The organism is Mycoplana azooxidifex, from assembly GCF_014196765.1.
GTDB lineage: Bacteria > Pseudomonadota > Alphaproteobacteria > Rhizobiales > Rhizobiaceae > Mycoplana > Mycoplana azooxidifex.
The window spans coordinates 349,977-375,519 of sequence record NZ_JACIEE010000003.1; the positions used below are offsets into that span (position 1 = coordinate 349,977).

The 25,543-nt window shown below is 65.7% G+C and carries 21 protein-coding genes and 1 other RNA gene; 5 read left to right on the plus strand and 17 right to left on the minus strand.

Annotated elements, in window-relative coordinates; all coding sequences use genetic code 11:
- Window positions 1-24: 24 nt before the first annotated feature.
- Window positions 25-660 carry a TRIC cation channel family protein gene (locus GGQ64_RS08215; protein WP_183801935.1) on the minus strand — a complete coding sequence of 212 codons (636 nt, stop codon included), beginning with the start codon at window positions 658-660 and terminating at the stop codon, window positions 25-27.
- 136 nt (window positions 661-796) lie between these two features.
- On the opposite strand from GGQ64_RS08215, the gene GGQ64_RS08220 reads away from it, so the two are divergent.
- A complete protein-coding gene (locus GGQ64_RS08220; protein WP_183801938.1) occupies window positions 797-1,273 on the plus strand; it encodes a hypothetical protein in 477 nt (158 codons plus the stop codon).
- Window positions 1,274-1,280: 7 nt separating this feature from the next.
- On the opposite strand, the gene GGQ64_RS08225 is transcribed toward GGQ64_RS08220, so the two are convergent.
- The 11 genes from GGQ64_RS08225 to rimP form a co-directional block, all read right to left on the minus strand.
- Entirely contained in the window at window positions 1,281-2,072 is a 792-nt protein-coding gene (locus GGQ64_RS08225; RefSeq protein ID WP_183801941.1) for a YdcF family protein, read from the minus strand.
- Window positions 2,073-2,244: 172 nt separating this feature from the next.
- Window positions 2,245-3,261 carry a class I SAM-dependent methyltransferase gene (locus GGQ64_RS08230; RefSeq protein ID WP_183801945.1) on the minus strand — a complete coding sequence of 339 codons (1,017 nt, stop codon included), beginning with the start codon at window positions 3,259-3,261 and terminating at the stop codon, window positions 2,245-2,247.
- Between the two features lie 118 nt (window positions 3,262-3,379).
- Complete coding sequence (gene pnp / locus GGQ64_RS08235) at window positions 3,380-5,524, minus strand: polyribonucleotide nucleotidyltransferase (protein WP_183801948.1); 2,145 nt, start codon at window positions 5,522-5,524, stop codon at window positions 3,380-3,382.
- A gap of 359 nt (window positions 5,525-5,883) precedes the next feature.
- Entirely contained in the window at window positions 5,884-6,153 is a 270-nt protein-coding gene (rpsO, locus tag GGQ64_RS08240) for a 30S ribosomal protein S15 (protein ID WP_183801951.1), read from the minus strand.
- Window positions 6,154-6,331: 178 nt separating this feature from the next.
- Complete coding sequence (locus tag GGQ64_RS08245; protein ID WP_246422494.1) at window positions 6,332-8,056, minus strand: sensor histidine kinase; 1,725 nt, start codon at window positions 8,054-8,056, stop codon at window positions 6,332-6,334.
- 191 nt (window positions 8,057-8,247) lie between these two features.
- A complete protein-coding gene (gene truB, locus GGQ64_RS08250) occupies window positions 8,248-9,183 on the minus strand; it encodes a tRNA pseudouridine(55) synthase TruB (protein ID WP_183801954.1) in 936 nt (311 codons plus the stop codon).
- 11 nt (window positions 9,184-9,194) lie between these two features.
- Window positions 9,195-9,596: a 30S ribosome-binding factor RbfA gene (gene rbfA / locus GGQ64_RS08255; protein WP_183801957.1), complete on the minus strand. Its 402-nt coding sequence runs from the start codon at window positions 9,594-9,596 to the stop codon at window positions 9,195-9,197.
- A 72-nt stretch (window positions 9,597-9,668) separates the two neighbouring features.
- A complete protein-coding gene (gene infB, locus GGQ64_RS08260; protein ID WP_183801959.1) occupies window positions 9,669-12,320 on the minus strand; it encodes a translation initiation factor IF-2 in 2,652 nt (883 codons plus the stop codon).
- Between the two features lie 106 nt (window positions 12,321-12,426).
- On the minus strand, window positions 12,427-13,089 hold the full coding sequence (locus GGQ64_RS08265; protein ID WP_281380509.1) for an RNA-binding protein: 663 nt from the start codon (window positions 13,087-13,089) through the stop codon (window positions 12,427-12,429).
- A gap of 42 nt (window positions 13,090-13,131) precedes the next feature.
- Window positions 13,132-14,739 carry a transcription termination factor NusA gene (nusA, locus tag GGQ64_RS08270; RefSeq protein WP_183801962.1) on the minus strand — a complete coding sequence of 536 codons (1,608 nt, stop codon included), beginning with the start codon at window positions 14,737-14,739 and terminating at the stop codon, window positions 13,132-13,134.
- Window positions 14,740-14,866: 127 nt separating this feature from the next.
- Entirely contained in the window at window positions 14,867-15,454 is a 588-nt protein-coding gene (gene rimP, locus GGQ64_RS08275; protein WP_183801965.1) for a ribosome maturation factor RimP, read from the minus strand.
- A 361-nt stretch (window positions 15,455-15,815) separates the two neighbouring features.
- On the opposite strand from rimP, the gene GGQ64_RS08280 reads away from it, so the two are divergent.
- Window positions 15,816-17,444: an MFS transporter gene (locus tag GGQ64_RS08280; RefSeq protein ID WP_183801968.1), complete on the plus strand. Its 1,629-nt coding sequence runs from the start codon at window positions 15,816-15,818 to the stop codon at window positions 17,442-17,444.
- 107 nt (window positions 17,445-17,551) lie between these two features.
- On the opposite strand, the gene GGQ64_RS08285 is transcribed toward GGQ64_RS08280, so the two are convergent.
- Both GGQ64_RS08285 and recR read right to left on the minus strand, forming a co-directional pair.
- Window positions 17,552-18,796, minus strand: coding sequence for a lytic murein transglycosylase (locus GGQ64_RS08285; RefSeq protein ID WP_183802605.1), 1,245 nt, complete (start codon window positions 18,794-18,796; stop codon window positions 17,552-17,554).
- Between the two features lie 144 nt (window positions 18,797-18,940).
- On the minus strand, window positions 18,941-19,546 hold the full coding sequence (gene recR, locus GGQ64_RS08290) for a recombination mediator RecR (protein ID WP_183801971.1): 606 nt from the start codon (window positions 19,544-19,546) through the stop codon (window positions 18,941-18,943).
- Window positions 19,547-19,759: 213 nt separating this feature from the next.
- Here recR and GGQ64_RS08295 point away from each other — a divergent pair, with 213 nt between their 5' ends.
- Window positions 19,760-21,589: a patatin-like phospholipase domain-containing protein gene (locus tag GGQ64_RS08295; protein WP_183801974.1), complete on the plus strand. Its 1,830-nt coding sequence runs from the start codon at window positions 19,760-19,762 to the stop codon at window positions 21,587-21,589.
- Between the two features lie 36 nt (window positions 21,590-21,625).
- Here GGQ64_RS08295 and GGQ64_RS08300 read toward each other — a convergent pair whose 3' ends face one another.
- The 3 genes from GGQ64_RS08300 to ffs form a co-directional block, all read right to left on the minus strand.
- Entirely contained in the window at window positions 21,626-21,949 is a 324-nt protein-coding gene (locus GGQ64_RS08300; RefSeq protein ID WP_183801978.1) for a YbaB/EbfC family nucleoid-associated protein, read from the minus strand.
- A gap of 32 nt (window positions 21,950-21,981) precedes the next feature.
- Window positions 21,982-23,862, minus strand: coding sequence for a DNA polymerase III subunit gamma/tau (locus tag GGQ64_RS08305; protein ID WP_183801981.1), 1,881 nt, complete (start codon window positions 23,860-23,862; stop codon window positions 21,982-21,984).
- 58 nt (window positions 23,863-23,920) lie between these two features.
- Window positions 23,921-24,017: signal recognition particle sRNA small type (gene ffs / locus GGQ64_RS08310), an RNA gene on the minus strand.
- A gap of 113 nt (window positions 24,018-24,130) precedes the next feature.
- Between ffs and GGQ64_RS08315 the strand changes: the two genes are divergently transcribed.
- Window positions 24,131-24,547, plus strand: a complete 417-nt coding sequence (locus GGQ64_RS08315) for an HIT domain-containing protein (RefSeq protein WP_246422496.1) — start codon at window positions 24,131-24,133, stop codon at window positions 24,545-24,547.
- Window positions 24,544-25,518, plus strand: coding sequence for an NAD(+) diphosphatase (gene nudC, locus GGQ64_RS08320; protein WP_183801987.1), 975 nt, complete (start codon window positions 24,544-24,546; stop codon window positions 25,516-25,518). The genes GGQ64_RS08315 and nudC overlap by 4 nt, the downstream gene beginning before the upstream one ends.
- Window positions 25,519-25,543 lie beyond the last annotated feature (25 nt).

Sequence of the window (25,543 nt, forward strand, 5' to 3'; positions counted from 1 at the left end):
GACATTCCCGTAACGTGAACCGTCCTACATGACATCGTCTGGATGACGTCCGGGTTGATGCCTGTAGACCGGGATGCGCCAGGCGAAGCGCAGGGCGCCGCCGCGCACGCCGAAGGCCACTAGCGCGCCGATCACTGAAGCCACCGAGAGAGGCACTCCTGCGAATGTCAGCGCCGTGAAGGCCGCGGCGCCCCCGAGCGCTGCCGTCACATAGATCTCCGGGCGCAGCAGCACGGAGGGCTCGCCGGCGAGCAGGTCACGGAGGATGCCGCCGACGCTGGCCGTCATGACGCCGGTGGTGATCGCCACCGTCGGCGAACCGGTAGCCGCAAGCCCCTTCGCCGCCCCCATGACACTGTAGGCCGAAAGACCGATCGCATCGAGCCACAACAGCATGCGATAACGCGATTCGAACAGATGCGCGGTGAAATAGAACAGAAGCCCGACGCCGACGCAGACCAGCAGATAGGTCGGGTTCGTTACCCAGAACACCGGCGCAGCGCCGAGCACGAGATCACGGAAGGTGCCGCCGCCGACACCGGTCACGGCCGCCAGGAAGAGAAAGCCGATGATGTCGAGCTGCTTGCGAGAGGCCGCCAGCGCCCCGGTCGCGGCGAAGACCGCAACGCCCGCATAGTCGAGCAACTCCAGGATCGTCACGCATCCCTCCCTTCACGGTCCGCAGCCAAGCCTCGCGACAGCTTGGTCGGGCAAAGATGCAGCCTGTATTGCCCGGGGCGCCAGGTCGACGCCTCGCGCTATCTTGACCGATCCGGATATCAAGGAAAGGCCCTGCATGATGTTTTCCCGTCCGGCGCTTCGCAATCTCCTGTTGGCCGTCGCGTTGCTTTTCCCCGCGGCCGCCCATGCTGCGCCGATTCTCGACGACGCTGTCGCCCACGAGAAGGCGGCGGTGGCCGGGCAATGCAAGGCGGCGACCTATGGCAGCGACTTCGCCCGCGTTATCGACTTCAACAATGACGGGCTCGACGACGTCATCACCAACCTGGGCGCCGTCAATTGCGACGGGGACGACGGCAAGCTCTGCGGCGAGGTCGGCTGCCCGCACAATTTCTACGTCGGCATCGCCGAGGGCGGTTTCGTGCTGATCGGCAGCGCCGATCTCTACGGCTACGAGTTGAAGAAGCGCTACGGCAACCTCGTCTTCGAAATGAAGGCGAATGCCGTTTCCTGTAACCGCGACGACGGCGAATACTGCACCATCACCACTCGGGTCCGGGGCCTGCGCTTCGACACCATCTCCAAGAGGTGAGGCCGGCTCACTCCGGCAGGATCGTCTCCGTACGGCCTGCCAGATAGTAGGCCGCGAGTCCGATCCATTCGCGGATGGCAGTGGTGGTCAACTGCGCATTCGACGACGGTTGGGTGAAGTCAAACTCCAGCGACGCCACGCCGCTCGTGCGGTAATCGGTCGGCCAGGGGACGACCGCCAGGCCTGCCTTGCGAAACAGTCCCATGGCGCGCGGCATGTGGAAGGCGGAGGTCACGAGCAGGCAATTGTCGAGCCCGTCGTGCACGAGCAGGTCCTTGGTGTTTTCGACGTTTTCGAAGGTGGTGCGCGAGGTCTCCTCCTGGATCAGCCGGGTCGGCGATATGCCGTAGGCGGCGAAGAAGGCCGCCGACACCGTGGCGTCGCCGGCATAGCGGCCGCTGAAGGAACCGTCACCGCCGGAAACCAGCACCCGGGCTTCGGGATAGGCCTGCAGCAGGCGCAGTGTTTCGACGAAGCGATCGCCGGCCTGGTTCATCTCGACGCCGCCGCGGGCGGCGATCACCTCGGCCTCGAAGCTGCCGCCCAGCACGATGATGCATTGCGGCCCGGCGACGGGCAGCACGGAGCGGGCGAACCTGCCTTCCAACGCCTGCAGCATGACCGTGCCGGCGCTGGTATAGAGCGTGACGAAGAGGATGGCGGCAGAGAGCAGCATGAAGGCCGCCTGCAGGCGCCTGCGCCCGAGCCAGCCGAGCAGGAAAGCGATAACGATGGCGAAGAAGGCCAGGGAGAGCGGCTGCGCCGCCAGCCAGAAGAACTTCGATGCGTAATAGCTCAATGATGCCCCGTGGGTCTCGCCCGTCCGGCGGAATGCCGAATCGCTGCCGGCAAGGCAATCACGTCGCGCGCGTCATGAAAAGGATGCACAGGGTCCAGGTCCATGACATCGAGGTGATCGCCTGCCGATGAACCTTGCCGCCGCGGATCGGGCCAGCCACCGGGGTGAAGGCTTAGCGCCGGCCCCACAGGACCTTGAAACGCGCATTGCGGCAGACTTCGCCGCTCTCCTTGAAGGCTTCCTTGAGCACCGGCTCGTAGGGCAGGCCGCGATTGGCGACGAGCAGGAGGCGGCCGCCTACCTTGAGCGACTTCGCCGCCATGCGGATCATGCCGGCACCCAGCCCGTGGTCGGCCGCGTGGCCTTCGTGGAACGGCGGGTTCATGACGATCAGGTCGTAGTGGTCGCGCGGCGGCTCGGCGGTCAGGTCCTGCCAGTAGAAGCGGGCTGGCACATCCGGGCAGTTCTCGGCCATGTTCTCCTTTGCCGCCTCGAGCGCGTTGTAGTCGGCCTCGAACAGGTCGACACCCTTCAGGCCGGGCGCACGCTCGGCAAGGAGCACGGCGAGATAGCCCCATCCGGCGCCGAAATCGGCGGCGTGGCCGCGGAAATCCTCCGGGATGCGGGTTGCGAGCAGTTCCGAGCCCTCGTCGATGCGATCGTGCGAGAACATGCCGGGGGCGGCCGTGAAGCGGCCCGCGACGCGAACGGCTTGCGAGGACAGCGCCTTGACCGGCTCGTCGACATCCGCCGGACGCGCGAACCAGAAGGCGACGCCATGGTATTTCGGCGCGTGGTCGCCGCCGAAGCCGAAGCGGTCGATGCGCTTGCGCAGCGACTGGATGCCGTCCCCCTTGCCGCCGGCAATCACGATTGGCCCGCCCGCACGCACGCGCTGCAGCGCCTCGGCGATGCGGTTCTCGTTTTCGCCCTTGTGCTTGCCGCAGAGCACCAGCGCGCCGTCATAACCCGCGCCCTCGATCGTCGGCGTCACGCTTGCGCGCGCGGCCTCGAGTGCCCGGTAGAGCGGACGGAGCGGCTGCACGGCATCGATCCCGGCGGCAAAACCCTCGGGCAGGCGCTGCCCCGCCTCGGCCCCCAGGAAGAGGAAGCGCTGCCCCTCGCCCGGAAGATCCACCAGACCGGCGGCGAAGGGATGGTAGAGGGTCTTAAGCGCGTCGCGGCTCATCGGGTGATCTCTTTGGGGGCTGGCGCGGCAGGTCCCGCGTCGATGGGAAAACGTGTGCTGATACGAAAAGGGGCGCGGAACATACCGCTCCGCGCCCCGTTTATTGGTAAGTCAGAGCTTACTCGGCAGCTTCGCCGCCGTCGCTCTTCTTCTCGCCGGCCAGTTCCTTGCCGGTCGCCTGGTCGACGACCTTCATGGAGAGGCGGACCTTGCCGCGCTCGTCGAAGCCCATCAGCTTGACCCAGACCTTGTCGCCTTCCTTGACGACGTCGGAGGTCTTGGCGACCCGCTCGGAAGCGAGCTGCGAGATGTGCACGAGGCCGTCACGCGGGCCGAAGAAGTTGACGAAGGCGCCGAAGTCGGCGGTCTTGACGACCGTGCCCTCGTAGATCTGGCCGACTTCCGGTTCTGCGACGATCGAGTGGATCCACTTGCGGGCCGCTTCGATCTCCTTGGCCGAGGACGACGCGATCTTGATCGTGCCGTCGTCTTCGATGTTGACCTTGGCGCCGGTCTTTTCGACGATCTCGCGGATGACCTTGCCGCCCGAGCCGATGACTTCGCGGATCTTGTCGACCGGGATGTTCATCACTTCGATGCGGGGCGCGAATTCGCCGAGTTCCGAACGGCCTTCGGTGATGGCGCTGGCCATTTCGCCGAGGATGTGCTTGCGGCCGCCCTGTGCCTGGCTGAGTGCGACCTTCATGATCTCTTCGGTGATCCCGGCGATCTTGATGTCCATCTGCAGCGAGGTGATGCCGTCGGCTGTGCCTGCGACCTTGAAGTCCATGTCGCCGAGGTGATCCTCGTCACCGAGAATGTCGGAGAGAACGGCGAAACGGTCGCCTTCGAGGATCAGGCCCATGGCGATACCGGCGACCGGCTTTGCCAGCGGAACGCCTGCGTCCATCAGGGCGAGCGAGGTGCCGCAGACGGTTGCCATCGAGGACGAGCCGTTGGACTCGGTGATCTCGGAGACGACGCGCAGCGTGTAGGGGAACTGGTCGGCAGTCGGCAGCATCGGACGGATGGCGCGCCATGCGAGCTTGCCATGGCCGATTTCGCGGCGGCCCGGGGAGCCCATGCGGCCCGTTTCACCGACCGAGTAGGGCGGGAAGTTGTAATGGAGCAGGAAGCGTTCCTTGTACATGCCGGTCAGGCTGTCGACGTACTGCTCGTCTTCGCCGGTGCCAAGCGTGGCGACGACGATTGCCTGCGTTTCACCGCGGGTGAACAGGGCCGAACCGTGGGTGCGCGGCAGGATGCCGACTTCGGAAACGATCGTGCGAACCGTATCGAGATCGCGGCCGTCGATGCGGCTCTTGGTGTCGAGGATGTTCCAGCGGACGATCTTGGCCTGCAGGTGCTTGAAGACGGCGCCGATGACTTCGGCGGTGTACTTCGGCTCGACGCCCTCGGGGAAGAAATGCGCCTTGACCTTGGCCTTGACGGCGTCGACGGCAGCGTAGCGATCAGCCTTCTGGGTGATCTTGTAGGCAGCGCGCAGTTCGGTCTCGGCCAGGCCGAGCATTTCGGCTTCGAGTTCCGAATGATCTTCCGGGGTGAAGTCACGCGGTTCCTTGGCAGCCACTTCGGCGAGCTTGATGATCGCGTCGATGACCGGCTGGAAACCCTTATGGCCGAACATGACGGCGCCGAGCATGACGTCTTCGTTCAGTTCCTTGGCTTCCGATTCCACCATCAGGACGGCGTCCTGGGTGCCGGCGACGACGAGGTCGAGAACCGATTCGTCCATCTCGTCGAGATGCGGGTTCAGAACGTATTCGCCGTTGATGTAGCCGACGCGTGCGCCGCCGACCGGGCCCATGAAGGGAACGCCGGAAAGCGTCAGCGCGGCGGAAGCTGCGACCATCGACAGGACGTCGGGATCGTTCTCAAGGTCGTGCTGGACAACGGTGACGACGACCTGGGTGTCGTTCTTGTAGCCTTCCGGGAAGAGCGGGCGGATCGGACGGTCGATCAGGCGGGAAACCAGGGTTTCCTTTTCCGACGGACGGCCTTCGCGCTTGAAGTAGCCGCCCGGGATCTTGCCGGCGGCGTAGGTCTTTTCCTGGTAGTTGACGGTGAGCGGGAAGAAGTCCTGGCCCGCCTTCGGCGCCTTGGCCGACACGACGGTGGCGAGAACCACGGTCTCGCCGTAGGTGGCGAGAACGGCGCCGTCAGCCTGGCGAGCGATCTTGCCGGTCTCGAGCTTGAGCGGACGACCCGCCCATTCGATTTCAACCGTATGGGTATCGAACATGTCTTGTCCTTAACGTTTGCGGAGACGCTCACCGCCGCCTTGTCGGCGCAGGTGGCTCTATCCGCATTCATGACGCATCATGGGCAAGACAACGGGAGGCTTCGACTTCCTGGCCACGCCACCCGGCCATGGCGCTTCCCGCCACGCCGGACACAGGCGAGCGCCTGAAGCATCCTGCAATCCTGCCCCATGACAGGCCATCGGTTGTTCCGCAGAACCGGCCCATCCGGCCTGCTGGAAATTGTCGCGTCCCTATCCGGTCGCCAACGGCGGAACGCGGACGGGACGTCTCGCGCGGAAAAAAGCCCCGCGCAAAAATGACTGGCGGGCGCTCCGTGAGGAACGCCCGCCAGAAAAACTTAGCGGCGGATGCCCAGTGCAGCGATCAGCTTGCTGTAGCGGGATTCGTCCTTCTTCTTGAGATAATCAAGAAGCGAGCGGCGGCTGGAAACCATCGTCAGAAGGCCACGACGAGAGTGGTTGTCCTTCTTGTGGTCCTTGAAATGGCCGGTCAGGTTGTTGATGCGCTCGGTGAGGATCGCGACCTGGACTTCCGGAGAACCGGTATCGCCTTCAACGGTTGCATATTCCTTGATCAGCGCAGTCTTGCGCTCGGCAGTGATCGACATCGATGATCCTTTCTGAAATGGAGGACTTGGGTCGCCAATCGCCGGGATGTCGTCCAGCGAAGGCCATGAAGGCAGGCGGAACCGGGTCCGCATGCTGGCGCTGCCTATAAACCATTCAATGGAGAAAGGAAAGGGCTGTCAATTTGTGCATCCTGCAGCCCTCGCACCTTGCGTTGCCTCAGCCTTCGCCGCCCGGATCGTCCTGATGGGCGAGATCGTTTCTGAGCTGCGACAGCGGGATCCAGACCCGCCATTCGATGCCGTCGGCATGCATCAGCCGCTCCAGCTCCGCCTGCAGCGCCATGCCGAGCATGCGCTCCAGCACGAGGCTGCCGAAGCCCTTGCGCTGCGGGCCCTCGGGAGGATCTTCGATATCCGCGCCGCGCTCGCGCCAGACAAGCGCCAGCCGGTCGGCGTCGATCGACCAGGAAAGATCCACGGTACCGCGGTCATTGGCAAAGGCACCGTATTTCGAGGCGTTGGTGGCAAGCTCGTGCAGCGCCATGCCCAGCGTCTGGGCCGTCTGGCTGTCGAGGCGGATCGAGGGGCCGGCAATACGCACGCGATCGGCGTCATCGGGCGTAAACGGCTGCAGCTGGTTGCCCGCCAGTTCCGTCAGTTCCACCCCTTGCGCCGCATTGGCGATCATCAGGTCGGTCGAGCGGGCAAGACCGGCGACGCGCTTGCGGAAGGCGTCGGCGAAGACGGTGGCGGATTCGGCAGTGCCGGCCGACTGGTTCAGCATGGCCTGGATCACGGTCAACTGGTTCTTCGAACGGTGCGCCACCTCGCGCATCAGGAAGCGGACCTCGTTTTCCGCCCGGGCACGGGCATCGGCTGCCTCCGACAGCGCTCTCGACACGGTGTCGATCTCGGAGATGACATGGCGGCGCGGCGGCACGGTTTCACCCCTGCCAAGCCGCATCGCATCGTGCGCGAGAAGCTTGACGTCGCGCGAGAGCACCCTGGCGATCAGGATGGCAGCCCCCGCGGCCAGGCCGGCGAAGACGGCGCCGCCTGCGGCCAGCCAGACGAAGGAGGCCGTGGCCGGCCCCTGCACATCGGACGCCTTCGCCCAGGCGACGATGCGCCATCCGGTGATCGCGGAGAAATCGGTCACGATCTGATAGTCGGTATTGTCGTGGCGAATGCTGGCGAGCCCGATCCGCAGCGCCGGAACGAGCGGCAGGAAGAACGGCCTGCCGGTGGCGGCGGCCCCATCGGTGGAAACGATGACGACACCGGCGTCGTCCACCACCGCCGCGTTCCAGCCCGGCGAAAGGATCTCCCGGTTGACGACGCTGGTGAAGCTCTCGGCGTTCTGGGTCAGGGTCAGGAGCACCTGTTCGCCGGTTGAGAGCTTCACCGGCATGTGGACGTTGAACACCCATTTTTTCGCGGTCTGCCCGAAGAACAGGTTGGAGACGGCCGGCTCGCCACTGGCGAAGGCCTTGTCGGCGGTCACCCGATCCGACGTCTCGCCGAGCGGCGTTCCGAACGGCACGCGGGTGTTCAGAAGCTGGCGATAATTACGGTCGATGACCAGCAGATAGGAATTGCTGCCCGCCAGTGCTTTCTCCGCCTGTTCCTGGACGCCGCGCAGGTTGTTGCGCTCCAGTTGTTCGGAGGAGGAGAAGTAGGCGAGCGTCGAAAGCATGGCGGTGACTTCGCGCTCCACCACCCGGCTGACCGCGCCGGTCGAGGTTCGCAGGAGCGATTCGCGCACGCGCTCCTGCGCCTCGTTGGCGCGGTTCAGGACGATGGCGGCGAAAATGAAGGCGGGAACGATGGCGAGCAGGATCAGCCAGACCAGGTAGAAGACGACCCGATGGCGCATGCGGTTGCGCCAGTCCGATCCGCCCTTGCCGGACGCAGCCGTCTTTATCGTTTCCCTCGCGCCCAAGATCGTCACCCCTCGTCGAGCAACCGGCGCCCGCCCGCCCAGATGGCCGGCGGGCAATCCAATCGCCCCATTGAGCGCATGGGCGCGCGCGAAATCAAGCCGCCATAGCAATCAATGTTCGGTACCGTTCGAATTTGGTCACCCGGTGGCGTGGATAGCGGCATCGTCCGGCGCTTTCGACGCCGGTATCGTTAGCCGGCAAACACGCGCTTGGGACGGAATTCGCCGCCGCCGACCTCTCCGATCGCGACCAGCTTGCCGCGTGCCGTAGCATAGGCCTCGTCTGCGGAAACGGGCGCATCGCGACCGCGCAGGATGATCGGATTGCCCATGCGCAGGCGATGGGCCTGGTCGTCGCTGACGACGATCTGCGGCAGGTTGGACAACGCTTCGCCGGTATCGATCAGGAAGGCATCGAGCGCTGCGAGCCGTTCCGCCTCGTCGGCGATCTCCTCCAGCGCGGTCAGGTCGGACAAGGGCACCATCGTGTCCTCGTCGAAGGGAGCGACATAGGTGCGGCGCAGTTCGGAAATATGGCCGAAGCAGCCGAGCTCGCGGCCGAAATCGCGGGCCAGCGCGCGCACATAGGTGCCCTTGCCGCATTCGACCTCGAACCGGGCGGCGTTCGCATCCGGGCAGCCGAGAAGGGTCAGGCGATGGATCTGCACCTCGCGCGAGGGGATCTCGACCGTCTCGCCGTCGCGGGCGATGTCATAGGCGCGCTCGCCATCGATCTTGATGGCGGAGAACTGCGGCGGCACCTGCTGGATCACGCCGGTATAGCCGGGCAGCAGCGCCTTGATCTCGTCCTCGTCCGGGCGCTTGTCGGAGGAGCGGGTCACCTCGCCCTCGAGGTCGTCGGTCGAGCGTTCCTCGCCCCAGGTGATGGTGAATTCATAGATCTTTCGCCCGTCCATGACATAGGGCACGGTCTTGGTCGCGTCGCCCAGCGCAATCGGCAGCATGCCGGAAGCGAGCGGATCGAGCGTACCGGCATGTCCGGCCTTCTGGGCCTTGAACAGCCACTTGATCTTGGAGACTGCCTCCGTGGAGCCGAAATCGAACGGCTTGTCGAGGATCAGCCAGCCGGATACCGGGCGGCCCTTGGGTTTGCGGGGTTTGGACATCGGTTCTTCTGTTATTCTTGTTCGGTGTCATCAAGGTCGCGCGCGACCTCGGGCGAGCGCAGGAGCTCGTCGATCTTCTTGTAATTGTCGAAGCTGGTATCGTCGCGGAAGCGCACGTCGGGCATGTACTTCATCTGTCGAAGCTGGCCGCCCAGCTTGCCGCGGATGAATTTCGCATTGCGGTTCAAAGCCTCGATGACGGCCTCGTGATCGGTCACGCCGAGCGGCGTGACGAAGGCGGTCGCGTGCTTCAGGTCGGGCGACATGCGCACTTCCGAAATCGAGATCACGGTCTTTTCGATCAGCGGATCGCGGATTTCGCCGCGCTGCAGGACCTGGGTGATTGCCGCGCGGACCTGTTCGCCGACGCGCAGCATGCGCTGCGAGGGGGCCGAGGAGGTTGCTCTGGTCATTGTCGGTACCTTCAAAAAAATGCGAGCGCCGGAACCATCCGGCGCCCGCATGACAACTGCCTGAACGAGCCGTTACAGCGTGCGCGTAACGTGTTCCACGCGGAAGCACTCGATCGTGTCGCCGGCACGGATGTCTTCGTAGTTCTCGAAGGCCATGCCGCACTCCTGGCCGGACTGGACTTCGGAGACCTCGTCCTTGAAGCGCTTGAGCGTCTTGAGCTTGCCTTCGTGGATGACGACGTTGTCGCGCACGAGGCGGACGCCCGCTCCACGCTCGACCTTGCCTTCGGTGACGCGGCAACCTGCGACCTTGCCGACCTTGGTGATGTTGAACACCTCCAGGATCTCGGCGTTGCCGAGGAAGGTTTCGCGACGTTCCGGCGAGAGCAGGCCCGACATGGCCGCCTTCACGTCATCCACCAGGTCGTAGATGATGTTGTAGTAGCGGATCTCGATGCCCTCGCGCTCGGAGAGGCTGCGGGCTTGCGCGTTGGCGCGGACGTTGAAGCCGATGATGGCCGCGTTCGACGCTTCGGCGAGCGAGATGTCGGACTCGGTGATGCCGCCGGCGCCCGAATGGACGATGCGGGCACGCACCTCGTCGGTGCCGAGCTTTTCGAGCGCACCGGTGATCGCCTCGATCGAGCCCTGCACGTCACCCTTGATGACCAGCGGAAACTCCTTCATGCCGGAGGTCTGCAACTGGGTCATCATCTGCTCGAGCGAGCCGCGCGAACCGGACTGGCGCGCCACCTGCTTCTCGCGGGCGAGACGCTGGCGATACTCGGAGATCTCGCGGGCGCGGCTTTCGTTCTCGACCACGGCGAACCTGTCGCCGGCAGCCGGCGTTCCGGAAAGGCCGAGAACCTCGACCGGCGTCGACGGACCTGCGGACTTCACATGCTCGCCCTTGTCGTTGACAAGCGCACGCACGCGGCCCCACTGGTCGCCGGCGACGATGATCTGGCCCGGCGTCAGCGTACCCTTCTGGACGAGCACGGTGGCGACGGCACCACGACCGCGGTCCAGTTCGGCTTCGACGACGACACCTTCGGCCGTGCGGTTGGAATTGGCCTTGAGATCAAGGATTTCCGCCTGCAGCAGGATCGCCTCGAGCAACTTGTCGAGGTTGGTGCCGTTCTTGGCCGATACTTCCACGTCGAGGACTTCACCGCCCATGGATTCGACAAACACCTCGTGCTGCAGAAGCTGCGTGCGCACCCTCTGCACGTCGGCCGACGGCTTGTCGATCTTGTTGATCGCCACGATGATCGGCACGCCGGCCGCCTTGGCGTGGTTGATGGACTCGATCGTCTGCGGCATCACGCTGTCGTCGGCGGCAACCACCAGGATCGCAATGTCGGTCGCCTGCGCACCGCGGGCACGCATTGCGGTGAATGCTGCGTGGCCGGGGGTGTCGATGAAGGTGATCTTGTTGCCGTCCTGCTCGACCTGATAGGCGCCGATATGCTGGGTGATGCCACCGGCTTCGCCGGCGACCACGTTGGCATGACGGATGGCGTCGAGCAGCGACGTCTTGCCGTGGTCGACGTGGCCCATGATGGTGACGATCGGCGGACGCGACACCATTTCGGCATCGACGTCGGTGACATTGAAAATGCCTTCCTCGACGTCGGATTCCGAAACGCGCTTGACCGTGTGGCCGAATTCGCCGGCGATGAGCTCGGCCAGGTCGGCATCGATCAGATCGCCCGGCTTCATCATCTGGCCTTCCTTCATCAGGTACTTGATGACGTCGACGGCGCGTTCGGACATGCGCTGCGACAGTTCCTGAATCGTGATGGTTTCCGGCAGGACGACTTCGCGCGAGATCTTCTCGCGGGTCTCCTGCATCATGGAACGCTTGAACTTTTCCTGACGGCGGCGCATGGCCGACAGCGAACGGCCGCGCTGCGTGCCGTCCTCGTCGGTCGATACCGTCGTCAGCGTCAGCTTGCCCTGGCGACGACCGTCGTCGGCCTTGGGACGAGCGGGAACCTTGGCGGGTTCGGGGCGCGTGACCTTGCCGCGTGCAGGACCGGAGGGTCCGCCGCGCGGACGAGCACTTTCTTCCTCTGCCTCGGGCCGGCGGCCGCGAAGACCTGCGGGCGGAACCGGGGTCGCAGCGGCCGGAGCCGTGCGTGCGGCAGGGGCAGCAGGCGCTGCTGCGGCTGCAGGCTGCGCCACGGGCGCTTCCGCTGCCACCGGTTCGGGCACCTCGGGCTCGCCACGGGCGATGGCGGCCGCACGGCGCTCGGCCTCTTCGGCCTCGCGCTGCACGCGGGCCTCTTCCTCGGCCTTGCGGCGGGCTTCTTCCTCGACCTTGCGGCGGGCTTCCTCCTCGGCGCGGCGGCGAGCATCCTCGACCTCGCGAACCTGCGCATCGGCAAGCGCGCGACGGCGGGCCTCGATCTCGTCCGGCGAAAGCTGGTTCAGGACGACGCCGACGCGCGGACGCTGCGGCTCCTGGCGCGGCGGCGGGGACGGCTGCTGGCGCACGGGGGCCTGCTCGGCAACGCGCGGCGCCGGCGTCACCGGCTGGACCGGCGGCCGCTCGTCCTCGGGACGCGACGGACGGCGTTTGCGGGTCTCGACCACGACGGCCTTCGTGCGGCCACGTCCCATGTCCTGACGCACTGTACCCTGCTGAACCCCGGAAGGCTTCAGGGTCAGCGTCTTCTTGCCCGCTACGCTGATCGTCTTGTCGTCATTGTTTTCGGTCATTCCGTATCCGTTCCGTTGGATCAGGGCCGGATGCGTATCAGCAGACCCTGTCGTTCAATTCTTGTCGCTCGACGCGCTTGATGCCGGTTTCGGCCGGTCACCCGCGTCATTGCTTTGGCTGGCGAGCGTCGCCTTGCGCCCGGACCGAGCCATCGCCACGGTACTTTTCGAGCATGATTGCGCGCTTCACTACACCTTCACCCGCCTGCCCTGCAAGCGCTGCGGCATGGATAAAAGCATTCTGGCCCAAAAGGCCCTCCATTTCCGCCGCGGTGAGGAAGCGCATGGAAGGAATCTCGGCTTCCTCGTCGGCGGCGAACATGTAGGCCCGGCGCGCCTGATCGATCTTGCGTATCCCGTCTGCCGCAGCGTCACCCGCGTGGAAGACGAAGAGTGCCGCGCCGGCACGTACCGCCTTGTCGACGTTCATGCTGCCGGTGACGAACTGGCCGGCCTTGCGCGCCAGGTTCATCATGCCCGCAAGCTGCACGACGAGCAGACGATCGACCTCCGCGCCAAGTTCCGCAGAGGCCTTTACATCCGCCTTCAGGGCGCGCGCGAAGGCCTTCTTCGCCACGGCCTTGTCCACCAGCGCGCGCTCGGCCTTGACCCAGCATCCACGGCCCGGAAGCTGACGCTTCAGGTCGGGCACGATGCTGCCGTCCGGACCGGCGACGAAACGGATAAGCATGTCAGGATCGCCGCTCGCGCGGGTCACGATGCACATGCGGCCGTTCTCGCCGTCGTCCTTCTTCACGTTTGCGGGCAACGGTTTCTCCGGCTGCTGCTGATCTTCAGGAGAGGACGCCGATCAGGCGTCCTGCTCCGCGCCTTCCACCACTTCCACCGGGGCGTCCTGGACTGCGAGGTCTTCCTCGGTGATCCAGCCGGCGGCAAGCCGCGCCTGGACGATCATGGCCTCGGCCTCCGCGCGGGAAACTTCCAACTTCGAGAACAGGCCCTCGAACTTCTTGGTCTCGCCGTCCTTGCGCTCCGACCAGCCGACCAGATCGTCGGCAGCGCAGCCGGCGAAGTCCTCGATCGTCTTGATGCCGTCCTCGCCGAGGGCGACCATCATCTGCGAGGTCATGCCGTCGATCTGGCGCAGTTCGTCGGCGACGCCCAGTTCCTTGCGCTTGGCATCCATCTCGGCTTCGAGACGGTCGAGGAACTCGCGGGCGCGGGTCTGGATTTCCGTTGCCGTGTCTTCGTCGAAACCGTCGATCGAGGCGATCTCGTCGAGATCGACATAGGCCAGTTCCTCGATGGCCGCGAAGCCCTCGGAGGCAAGCACCTGGCCGACCATCTCGTCGACGTCAAGCGAGTCCATGAAGAGGTTGGTGCGCTCGTTGAATTCCTTCTGGCGGCGCTCGCTTTCTTCCTGCTCGGTGAGGATATCGATATCCCAGCCGGTCAGCTGCGAGGCGAGGCGGACGTTCTGGCCGCGGCGGCCGATCGCCAGCGACAGCTGTTCGTCGGGAACGACGACTTCGATGCGCTCGGCATCCTCGTCGAGAACGACCTTGGCGACTTCGGCCGGCTGCAGCGCGTTGACGATGAAGGAGGCCGGATCCTGGCTCCACGGAATGATGTCGATCTTCTCGCCCTGCAGTTCGCCGACGACTGCCTGGACGCGCGAACCGCGCATACCGACGCAGGCGCCGACCGGATCGATCGAACTGTCATTCGAGATCACGGCGATCTTGGCGCGCGAACCCGGGTCGCGGGCGACCGACTTGATCTGGATGATGCCGTCGTAGATTTCCGGCACTTCCATGGTGAAGAGCTTGACCATGAACTGCGGATGGGTGCGCGACAGGAAGATCTGCGGGCCGCGCTGTTCGCGACGGACGTCGTAGACATAGGACCGGACGCGGTCGCCGTAGCGCATGTTCTCGCGCGGGATCATCTCGTCGCGGCGGATGATGCCTTCGCCACGGCCGAGGTCGACGATGACGTTGCCATACTCCACGCGCTTGACGGTGCCGTTGACGATCTCGCCGACGCGGTCCTTGTATTCGTCGAACTGACGGTCGCGCTCGGCCTCGCGAACCTTCTGCACGATCACCTGCTTGGCCGACTGGGCGGCGATGCGGCCGAAATCCATCGGCGGCAGCGGATCGGCCATGAAGTCGCCGATCTTGGCGTCGGGGTTGCGATCGCGCGCCAGTTCCAGCGGGATCTGGGTGGAATAGTCCTCGGCTTGCTCGACGACTTCCAGCAGGCGCTGGAGGCGGATCTCGCCGGTCTTGGAATTAATGTCGGCGCGGATGTTCGATTCCGAACCGTAGCGCGAGCGCGCCGCCTTCTGGATGGCGTCGGCCATCGCGGCCAGAACGATTTCGCGATCGATGACCTTTTCGCGGGCCACGGCATCCGCGATCTGCAGAAGTTCGAGCCGGTTAGCACTGACTGCCATTGTCTCAAGTCTCCGTTGTCACGCCGGTGGTTTTGCCGGCGATGGGGAGCGGCCTGCCGCTCCGGTTCCATCCTCTACGCCACCTTCCTCCGGGGCATCCGGCCCGGAAGGCGGCGCACTCAATATGCTATTCGACGTCCTCGTCGTTCTGGTTCGCCGCCTGCGCCTTTGCCGCCTTGTCGGCGCGCAGGGCGTCGCGGATCAGGTCGTCGGTCAGGATCAGCTTCGCCTCGGCCAGCGCCGAAAACGGGATCGCGACGGTCGGCTCCTCGCCGTAGGCGGGCTGGTCGCGCTCGACCGTGAAGCCATCGGCATCGGCGGAAGCGATCTTGCCGCGGAAGCGCTTGCGGCCGTCGATCAGGATCGACGTCTCGCATTTGACGAGGTGCCCCTGCCAGCGGGAAAAGTCCGATCTGCGGACCATCGGCCGATCGATGCCGGGCGACGACACCTCGAGATGATACGCCTTGTCGACCGGATCCTCAACGTCGAGGACCGGCGAGATCGCCATGGAGACGGCTTCGCAGTCCTCGACCGTCATCGTGCCATCGTTGCGCTCGCACATGATCTGCAGCGTCATGCCGTTCTGCGCGGACAGGCGAACACGCACCAGACGATAGCCGATCTGTTCGATCGTCGGCTCGATGATCTCGGCCACGCGCCGGTCGAGACCGGTTTCGACGATCAACCGCGGTTCGTTTTCATGTTCCGTCATCGCCACTTCCCTCGCCGCCTGTGCCCTCCTGACAAGGGGATCATGCGGCGCAAAGGCCCGAAAAACCGTTGCCGGGAACGGCCGGTCTCCAGAGCATCGTTCATCATGCGCCCGACCGGGCCAATAAAAAAGAGCGGGTCCGGTGCGGGCCCACTCTTCATCAAACCGATCAAGAATTTGACGCTGATATATACGCCTTCGCCGGTCTTTGCAAGATCGCCAGGGCCGGCAGTGGGTCGGCAGTGGGCCGGCGGCCCCCGGGGGGCGGAAAAATTGGACCGGGCTTTCGGGTTTTCCTTGCCGCCTGCCCTCACCTCGCTATCTTGTCTCGCGAACGATAACAAGAACGCGAGACTGAACAGTGCCCGATCGCAAATCCCCGCTTGCGCCCTTCAGGCACGACACCTTCCGGCTCATCTGGGGGGCGAGCCTCGTCTCCAACTTCGGCGCCCTGGTCCAGTCCGTCGGGGCGGCCTGGATGATGGCCTCGATCTCGAGCTCGGCCAACATGGTTGCGCTGGTCCAGGCCTCGACCTCGCTGCCGATCATGCTGTTCTCGCTCGCTTCAGGCGCGCTGGCCGACAGTTTCGACCGTCGCCGCATCATGCTTTCCGCCCAGTGTTTCATGCTGGTCGTCTCCGTCACGCTGACGCTCTGCGCCTGGTACGGGCTGATCACGCCCTGGCTGCTCCTGTCCTTCACGTTTCTCATCGGCTGCGGCACGGCGTTGAACAACCCGGCCTGGCAGGCCTCGGTCGGCGACATGGTTCCACGCGAAGACCTGCCGGCGGCCGTCGCGCTGAACTCGATGGGCTTCAACCTCACCCGCAGCGTCGGCCCTGCGGTCGGTGGCGCGATCGTGGCGGCGGCGGGCGCGGCAGCGGCCTTCGCCGCCAATGCCTGCAGCTACTTCGCGCTGATCTTCGCGCTGCTGCGCTGGAAGCCGGTCGTGCCGGCGAATCCGCTGCCGCGGGAGAGCTTCGGGCGGGCCATCTCGGCCGGTTTGCGCTACGTGTCGATGTCGCCCAACATCGGCAAGGTGATGCTGCGCGGCTTCGCCTTCGGGCTTTCGTCCAGCGCCATCCTCGCGCTGCTGCCGCTGGTGGCGCGCGACCTGGTCGCCGGCGGGCCGCTGACCTACGGCGTCCTGCTCGGCTGTTTCGGGGTCGGCGCGATCGGCGGGGCACTGGGGAGCGCGTGGGCGCGTGAGCGGTTTTCCAGCGAGACGATCGTGCGCTTCGCCTTCGCCGGCTTTGCCGCGAGCGCGGTCATCACCGCCGTCAGCGGCCATGCCGCGATCACCGGCCCCGCCTTGTTTCTGGCGGGCGCCTGCTGGGTGCTGGCGCTGTCGTTGTTCAACACGACGGTGCAGCTTTCGACGCCGCGCTGGGTCGTGGCGCGGGCGCTGTCGCTCTACCAGACCACGACCTTCGGCGGCATCGCCGGCGGCAGCTGGCTCTGGGGCACCGTGGCGGACATGCAGGGCGCCGTCAATGCGCTGCTGTGGGCTGCCGCGGCGATGCTCGCCGGCGGCGCACTCGGCCTGCGCTACGGGCTGCCGCAGTTCGAATCGCTGAACCTCGATCCCCTCAACCGCTTCAGCGAACCGCTCCTGCCGCTCGACCTCAAGCCGCGCAGCGGACCGATCGTCATCCTGATCGACTACGAGATCGCCGAGGAAGACATATCGACCTTCCTGACGGCGATGACGGAACGCCGGCGCATCCGCATCCGCGACGGGGCAGGCCAGTGGACGCTGATGCGCGACCTGGAGAACCCGACGATCTGGACCGAGACCTACCACGTGCCGACCTGGATCGAATACGTCCGTCACAACCAGCGACGGACCCAGGCGGATGCCGAGAACGGCGACCTGCTGCGCGCGCTGCACCGCGGGATCGAGGCGCCGCGGGTCCACCGGATGATCGAGCGCCAGACGATCCTGCCGACCGAATACGAGCGCTACAAGCAGATGGACATGCACCACTGAGATGCGGGGTCCGCGGCGTACCGACCGCTAAATCAGGCGGCTGAACGCCGTCATCTTGGCGGACGCCACGGGGCTCGCACGGAATTGCCTGCCACCCGGAGCCTGCCTCAGCGCAGCTTCGCCTTCAGCGACGCATCCGGGTAGCAGGTCGGCTTCAGGCCGGACTTTTCCTGCCAGTCGCCCAGCGACCGGCGGGTCTTGTAGCCCGGCAGGCCGTCGACCTTGCCGACGTCGTAGCCCTTGGCGACGAGCGCCTTCTGCATGGCGAGGACATCGGAGCGTAGCATCTTGCCGACATCGCCCCACTTGCCGGAAAACGCGCCGCTGCCGTAGGCGATGCGATCGGCGAGGTTGCCGATGAAGAGCGCGTAGAGGTCGGAGTTGTTGTATTCCTTGATCACATAGAAGTTGGGCGTGACGATGAATTCCGGGCCGTGCGTGCCTGCCGGCACCAGCATCATGCCCGAGGCGCCGGCCTCCGCCTTCGGAAACGCCTTGCCGGAGACGCGCTCGATACCCCTGGACGACCATTTGCCGATCGGCCTTGCCAGATCCGGCCCCTCCTGCGCGCAGGAAACGCCATCCGGAATGCGCACTTCGTAGCCCCAGCCCCGGCCGGCTTCCCAGCCCTTCTTGCGCAGGTAGTTGGCGATGGAGGCCAGGCTGTCGGGCACCGAATCCCAGATGTCGCGGACGCCGTCGCCGTCGAAATCGACGGCATATTTCAGGTAGCTCGTCGGCATGAACTGCGGCTGGCCCATGGCACCGGCCCAGGATCCCTTGAGCTGCGCGGGCGTGCGGTCTCCGCCATCGACGATGTGCAGGGCGGCGACGAGCTCGCGCCGGAACATGTCCTTGCGGGTGGACATGAAGGCCTTGGTCGCCAGCACTTCGATCGCGGGATGGGGGATGTCGGCGCGGCCGTAGCCGGATTCACGGCCCCAGATGGCGAGGATGACCTCGCCGGGAACGCCATAGGCCTGCTCGACCTTGCGCAGCGTGCCGGCATGGGACTTGGCGAGCGTGCGCCCGGAGGCAGCGAGGCCCTGCAGCCGCTTTTCGGAGAAATAGGCCCCCGGCGACGAAAACTCCGCCTGGCTCTGCTTCTGCTCCTTCTTCGGCGTCGAGCCGGGCGGCACCAGATCCGGAAGGTCCCAGTTCAGGCGGATGCCGTCGAAGGCGGCATCGAAGGCCTTCTGCGACACGCCCGATTTCGAGGCCTCCGGCCAGAGGTCGTTCTGCAGCCACGCCTGGAACTGGCGTTCGACATCCGGCTTGCTCTGGGCGGCGGCGGGGAGAGGGAGAAGGGCGATGAGCAGGAGGACTGTGGCGATGGCGGACCGGCGAAGCATACCTCCCTCTGCCTTGCCAGGCATCTCCCCCTCCAGGGAAGAGATCGGCAGAAAGCGGGCGCCCGGCACACCATCTGATCTCCCCCTCTGAGAGGAAGATGTCACGAAGTGATCGAGGGGGGTATCATGCCGCATTTTTCTTCCTCAAATCGTCGTGCGGGCACGCAGCGCCGCGGTCAGGGTGCCCTCGTCGAGATAATCGAGCTCACCGCCGACGGGCACGCCGTGGGCGAGGCGGGTGATCCTGACGTCCAGCCCCTGGAGCTGGTCGGTGATGTAGTGGGCCGTGGTCTGGCCCTCGACGGTGGCGTTGACGGCGATGATCAACTCGCGCACGCCGCCTCCGGTGACGCGGTTGATCAGGCCACGGATATTGAGGTCCTCCGGGCCGACACCATCGAGCGGAGAGAGCGTCCCGCCGAGCACGTGATAGGCGGCGTTCATGGCGCCCGCGCGCTCGAGCGCCCAGAGGTCGGAGACGTCCTCGACAACGATGATCACCGACCGGTCGCGGCGCTCGTCGATGCAGACCGTGCAGGGATCGATGGTATCGACATTGCCGCAACAGGAGCAGATACGCACCTTGCGATGCGCCTCGCCCATCGCGTCCGCCAGCGGCCCGAGCAACTGATCCTTCTTCTTGACGAGATGAAGCGCGGCGCGGCGGGCCGAACGGGGCCCGAGCCCCGGCACCTTTGCCAAAAGCTGGATGAGTTTTTCGATTTCGGGGCCGGTGACTCGTTTTGCCATGGCCGGTTTCTACCCCATATCCGCCGCGAACGGAAACCGGGAAGGCATGTACGCCCGATGAAAATAGCCGCCGTTTGCATCGGCGTAGCGATGCAGGCACCCGGGAAGGCAAGGACGGCATATTCCAGCATGCTGATGGACTAGCGGACGCCAAGGTGTATCATGGGCGCGCGCAATCGATGGTAGCCAGCAGCCCCGATCAGGAGAAGCCGCATGGTCGACAGCAGCGCAGTACACCCCTTTGCCAATCCGCCGAAGAAATGCGACCTGATCATGAAGGGCGGCATCACTTCGGGCGTCGTCTTCCCGCAGGCCATCTGCGAACTTGCCCGCGAGTACCGCTTCGTCTGCATAGGCGGCACGTCCGCAGGCGCGATTGGCGCCGTCATGGCCGCGGCGGCGGAATACAGGCGCAGGAAGAACATAGACGAACCGGCGAAGCAGGGCGCAGGCTTCGACCGGATCGCCGCCATGCCGTCCGTGCTTGCGGGAAACCTTCCGACTTTCTTCCAGCCGACGCCGGAGACCAGGCCACTGTTCGACATCGGCATGGCCGCCGTCCGCACACGGGGCAGCAAGGCCTTGGCGGTGCTGCGCCATACCTTCTGGGGTTTCCGGCAGGAGACGCTGAAGGGCGCCGTCCTGGGGCTGCTGGTGATGGCGGTCTCGATCGCGACCGAGAGCATCGCGGGATTGCTACTGGGACTTCTGCTGGCGCTGACCGGCGCCGCCATCATGGTTGGCTATTCGCTATACAAGGCCGTGGCCATCACGCTTCCGCAACATGATTTCGGCCTATGCAGCGGTCTTACCCAACCGGGAAACCTGAAGCCCGGCTTCACGGACTGGATCGCCGACGAAATCCAGGCCGTCGCCGGACGAACCACGGCGAACGATCCGCTGACGATCGGCGATCTGGACGAGGAAGGTATCCAGGTGGTGAGCGTCACCACCGACCTCTCCTCACGCCGCCCCTACGAGCTGCCCTTCGGCTCCGACGTGTTCTGTTTCCGGAAGTCGGAATTCGAACTGCTGTTTCCGAAGTGGATCATGGATTATCTGCTGCGGGTCGGCAGCGAACTTCCTGTCGTCGCCTATGGCGGCGCGCGCGACTTCTACCGGCTTCCGAACAAGAAGGCGCTTCCGGTGGCCATGATCGCCCGGATGAGCCTCAGCTTCCCCGGCCTCATTCGCGCCGTGCCGCTTTACCGGTACGATCGGTCGCTGCTGTCGAGCGGTGAGAAATTGCAGCTGGCGCCGGTCCGTTGCCTGTTTTCGGATGGCGGGATCACCAGCAACTTTCCGATCCACCTTTTCGACAGCCTTCTGCCGGGTCGCCCGACGTTCGGCATCTCGCTGGCGAGCTACGACTCCAAGCGACACGACGGCCGGGTCTACATGCCGAACACGAAGGAGACCGGGGCCGACGATATCGACCGGACACCTATCCTGCCGGTCGGCGGGCTCTTCGACTTCGTCTCCGCGATCCTGTCCACGGCGCGCAACTGGCAGGACACGCTGCAGAGCCAGTTGCACGGCTACAGCGAGCGCATCGTGGAAATCAGGCTCGACGACAAGAAGGAGGGCGGCCTGAACCTCGACATGGACGACGAGATCATCGGCACCCTGACCCGCCTCGGCAAGGATGCGGGTGATGCGATCAGACAGAACTTCGACTTCAACGAGCATCGCTGGCGACGTGCCGCCACGGCGCTGCCGACACTGGCGCAGTCGCTGAAGAAGCTTCATGAGCGCTACAAGGCCGGGCCAGGGCCGGAACTCAACGACCTGGACGCGGATGTCATGGATTACGCGACCATCCTGACCTCATATCAGCCCACGGCCTTCGTCGACCGGCCGATGGTGACGCGCGACAGGTTGAAGGCATTCGCGGAGAAGGCCGCGGCGATCGGCGCAAAGATCCCCAAGGAGGCGGAGGCGAGCGCCACCACGCAGAAGGCCAACCTGCGCATCACCGCCAGCATGGAAACCAGCGCCGCTGCGCCGCCCGTCGAGCCGGCGGCCACTCCGCCGCAAAGCTGACCGAGGCTGGCGGACTCCTGACCCACGAAGAAGGGGTCAAAACGGCAGCTTGAAGCCCGGGGGGATCGGCAGGCCGGCGGTCAGCGCTTTGGTCTTTTCGGCGGCCAGCGCCTCGGCCTTGTCCTTGGCGTCCTTGTGGGCGGCGACGATGAGATCCTCGAGGATCTCCACGTCGTCTTCCTTGAAGAGCGAGGGATCGACCTTCAGGCCGCGCATGCCGCCCTTGCCGTCGAGCGTGACCGTAACCAGCCCGGCGCCGGAGGTGCCGTCCACGGTGAGGGCCGCGATCTCCTCCTGCAGCTGCTCCATCTTGGCCTGCATTTCCTTGACCTTGCCCATCATGCCCATGATGTCGCGCATCGGCCGCTCCTTCCGTCGTTCTCGTTAGGCTTTCAGAATTCGATGTCGTCGCCGGGCAGGATGTCGCCCTCGGCGGATTCGGCGGCGGCAGCCACCTCGACAGTCTCGCTCTCGACCTCCGGCGCCTTGATGCGCACGTCGGTGATCTTCGCGCCCGGAAAACGCTGCAGGATGGCAGCGACGTCAGGGTCCTGCCTGGCATCGGCGACGCGCGCTTCCTGCGCCATGGCCTCGGCCTCGGCAAGCGTCGGCCCTGTCGCCTCGCGTGCGACGATGAGGATCCAGCGGATGCCCGTCCATTCCTCCAGGCGGCGCTGCAGGTCGCCCACCAGCGATTTCGGCGCATCGTCGGCAAGGCCGATCTCGGCGCGGCCGGGCTCGAACCGGCCCGGGCGGACGAAATTGCGCAGCAATGCGCGCAGGCGGATATCGCGGTTCTTCGTGCAGAGATCGGAGATGTCTTCCAGCGAGCGGACCGGAACCTTCGGCTGCGGCACGGCCTCGACCGGCTCCACCTGGGGGGCAGCCTGCGCGGACGCCTGCTCCTGCTCGTCGGCAGCCGGAACCGGGCGCAGCATCGTGGCGCCGCCGCCGGTGCGCATGGCCGGCTGGTCGGGGCTGCGGGCGACTGCGGACACGGCAATCGTCGCCTGCGGCGCACCGGAATGGCCGGAGGCGGACGGCGCGCGCTGGCCGTTGCCCCCTCCCCCGTTGCCACCGCTGCCGGCCAGTTCCGCCAGCCGCCGCGCGGCATCTTCCGGCGATGGAAGATGGGCGGCGTGGGCGAGGCGGATCAGCACCATCTCGGCCGCTCCCGCCGGACGGCTGGAGGCCTCGGTCTCGGGAATGCCCTTCAGCAGCATCTGCCAGATGCGCGACAGCGCGCTGACTGCGACGCTCTGCGCCAGCTCGGCACCGCGCACCCGCTCGACCTCGCTCAGCGACTGGTCGCCTGCCGCATCGGGCACATATTTCATGCGCGTGACGAGATGGGTGAAATCGGCAAGATCGGTCAGGACGACCGCCGGACTGGCGCCGGCCTCGTACTGTGCAGCGAACTCGGCCAGCGCCGCGGCCACGTCGCCGCGGACGATGTGGCCGAACAGATCGACGATGCGGGCGCGATCGGCAAGGCCCAACATGGAGCGGACGGCGGACGCCTCGACCACGCCGCCGCCATGGGCGATCGCCTGGTCAAGCAGCGACAGCCCGTCGCGGGCCGAGCCCTCGGCCGCGCGCGCGATCATGGCGAGCGCGTCCGGCTCCGCCCGCACGCCTTCCTTTTCCAGGATGGTGGTGAACAGTCCGACGAGATCTGTCGCGGCGATGCGGCGCAGGTCGAAACGCTGACAGCGCGAGAGCACCGTGATCGGCACCTTGCGGATCTCGGTGGTGGCGAAGATGAACTTCACATGCTCGGGCGGCTCCTCGAGCGTCTTCAGCAGGCCGTTGAAGGCCTGCGTGGAGAGCATGTGCACTTCGTCGATGATATAGACCTTGTAGCGTGCCGAGACCGGGCGATAGCGCACCTGTTCGATGATCTCGCGGATGTCGTCGATGCCGGTGTGGGAGGCGGCGTCCATCTCGATGACGTCGACATGGCGGCCTTCCATGATCGCCTGGCAATGCTCGCCGGGGACCTGCAGGTCGATGGTCGGGCGGTCGATCTTGGGCGTCTTGTAGTTGAGGGCACGAGCGAGAATGCGGGCGGTCGTCGTCTTGCCGACCCCGCGAACGCCGGTGAGCATGTAGGCCTGGGCGATGCGGCCGGTCTCGAAGGCGTTGGTGAGGGTGCGGACCATCGGCTCCTGGCCGACCATGAGGTCCGTGAAATCCTTGGGGCGATACTTGCGCGCCAGAACCCGGTATGCGGCGGGCTTTTCAACTGACGGAAGTGCAGTGTCTTCGCTCATCGCCCTGCTGTGCGCCCCTGCCGTATCGCCTGAAAATCGCGTCCCGACAGGACGTTGGGTGGGAGGCTGGCACGATGACCCGTGCCGGGCTCGTTGGGGCTGCTTCCTTCCGGACCTGACCCGGTTGGCGAGTGGCTCGTCCACCACCAACCTCCCGGCCTCCATATCGGCAATAATGGATCAGAATGCAAGCCGGCATGCCAAAAAACTGTTGGTGCCGGCAACAAGCCGTGGCATGACTCAGGGGGTGAGGAGCAACATGGGAGCGATGGACTTGACCCCATTCGAGGCTGACGCGCGGCTGGCTCGAGACAGCGAGCTCCTGACGCGGATCGGACTTTGCGAATTGCGGCTGATGCGGGATGCGCGCTGGCCGTGGCTCGTGCTCGTGCCGCAGCGCACAGACGTGTTCGAGATGTTCGACCTCACCCCCCTCGACCAGACGATGCTGACCTTCGAGATCAACCTGGTGGCGGACGCCCTGAAGCGCGCCACCGGCGCCACCAAGATCAATGTCGGCGCGCTCGGCAATATCGTGCGGCAGCTGCACGTCCATGTGATCGCCCGCAGCGAGGGCGACCCCAACTGGCCGGGGCCTGTCTGGGGTTTCGGCATGGCCGAGGCCTGGGACAACACCGACAAGAACGCCTTCACGGCCAAACTGCTGGAACATCTCAACTCATGACGTCATCGATCTTCGACCTGCACCTGCCGCATGCCGAACCCAGCACCATGGTCGCCTTTGCCGAGAACAGCCTGGACCGGCGCTCGGAGTATCGCGGCGAGGACTGCGTGGAACGCGCCTTCGAGGCCGAAGGCGTCCACGCCTTCGCCTTTGCCGGCGGCAAGCTCGTCGTCAAGCATGACGAGAAGATCATCGATCCGTTGTTTGCGCCTTACGAACTCGCGGGGCTCGATCCGATCGTCGAGGACACCATCCTGCTCGGCTACCTGAAGAACGGCGAGCCGCGGGTGGCGGTTCCGGTCCGCGCCGATCCCGACACGCTGCACGAGCCGCTGAGAGCCTCCGACGGACGCACGCTCTACCGCCAGCAGATGCTGGACGACGACCTGCTCGGGCAGTTCGCGCAGGCTTCCGCGCTCCTGACCTGGAACGGCAACAACCGCTTCTGCGGCAAGTGCGGCGCGGCGAACCGGATGGAGATCGGCGGCTACCGCCGGGTGTGCACGGCCTGCGGCCACCAGACGTTTCCGCGCACCGATCCGGTCGTCATCATGCTGGCGATCGACCTGGAGCGGGATCGCTGCCTGCTCGGCCGCTCGCCGCATTTTCCGCCGGGCATGTATTCCTGCCTCGCCGGCTTCGTCGAACCCGGCGAGACGATCGAGCACGCGGTCCGCCGCGAGACGCTGGAAGAGTCGGGCATCCGGCTCGGGCGCGTGCGCTACCACGCCTCCCAGCCCTGGCCCATGCCGCACTCGCTGATGATCGGCTGCTATGCGGAGGCGAAGTCGCTCGACATCCATCGCGACGAGCAGGAACTGGAGGACTGCCGCTGGTTCACGCGGGCGGAGACGCTCGACATGCTGGCGCGGACGGCGTCCACCGATCCGGTCACCGGCACCACGACCTCGCCGCCGAAGGGCGCGATCGCCCACCGCCTGATGCGCGACTGGCTCGACTGGCCCGCCTGATCGACGGCCAGCCGCTGCCATTCAG

Bases quoted from the DNA above. Each gene is read 5' to 3' on its own strand.
- GGQ64_RS08220 (WP_183801938.1), top strand. From the start codon at position 797: ATGATGTTTTCCCGTCCGGCGCTTCGCAATCTCCTGTTGGCCGTCGCG.
- GGQ64_RS08230 (WP_183801945.1), bottom strand. From the start codon at position 3,261: ATGAGCCGCGACGCGCTTAAGACCCTCTACCATCCCTTCGCCGCCGGT.
- pnp (WP_183801948.1), bottom strand. From the start codon at position 5,524: ATGTTCGATACCCATACGGTTGAAATCGAATGGGCGGGTCGTCCGCTC.
- rpsO (WP_183801951.1), bottom strand. From the start codon at position 6,153: ATGTCGATCACTGCCGAGCGCAAGACTGCGCTGATCAAGGAATATGCA.
- truB (WP_183801954.1), bottom strand. From the start codon at position 9,183: ATGTCCAAACCCCGCAAACCCAAGGGCCGCCCGGTATCCGGCTGGCTG.
- rbfA (WP_183801957.1), bottom strand. From the start codon at position 9,596: ATGACCAGAGCAACCTCCTCGGCCCCCTCGCAGCGCATGCTGCGCGTC.
- infB (WP_183801959.1), bottom strand. From the start codon at position 12,320: ATGACCGAAAACAATGACGACAAGACGATCAGCGTAGCGGGCAAGAAG.
- nusA (WP_183801962.1), bottom strand. From the start codon at position 14,739: ATGGCAGTCAGTGCTAACCGGCTCGAACTTCTGCAGATCGCGGATGCC.
- rimP (WP_183801965.1), bottom strand. From the start codon at position 15,454: ATGACGGAACATGAAAACGAACCGCGGTTGATCGTCGAAACCGGTCTC.
- GGQ64_RS08285 (WP_183802605.1), bottom strand. From the start codon at position 18,796: ATGCTTCGCCGGTCCGCCATCGCCACAGTCCTCCTGCTCATCGCCCTT.
- recR (WP_183801971.1), bottom strand. From the start codon at position 19,546: ATGGCAAAACGAGTCACCGGCCCCGAAATCGAAAAACTCATCCAGCTT.
- GGQ64_RS08295 (WP_183801974.1), top strand. From the start codon at position 19,760: ATGGTCGACAGCAGCGCAGTACACCCCTTTGCCAATCCGCCGAAGAAA.
- GGQ64_RS08300 (WP_183801978.1), bottom strand. From the start codon at position 21,949: ATGCGCGACATCATGGGCATGATGGGCAAGGTCAAGGAAATGCAGGCC.
- GGQ64_RS08305 (WP_183801981.1), bottom strand. From the start codon at position 23,862: ATGAGCGAAGACACTGCACTTCCGTCAGTTGAAAAGCCCGCCGCATAC.
- GGQ64_RS08315 (WP_246422496.1), top strand. From the start codon at position 24,131: ATGGACTTGACCCCATTCGAGGCTGACGCGCGGCTGGCTCGAGACAGC.
- nudC (WP_183801987.1), top strand. From the start codon at position 24,544: ATGACGTCATCGATCTTCGACCTGCACCTGCCGCATGCCGAACCCAGC.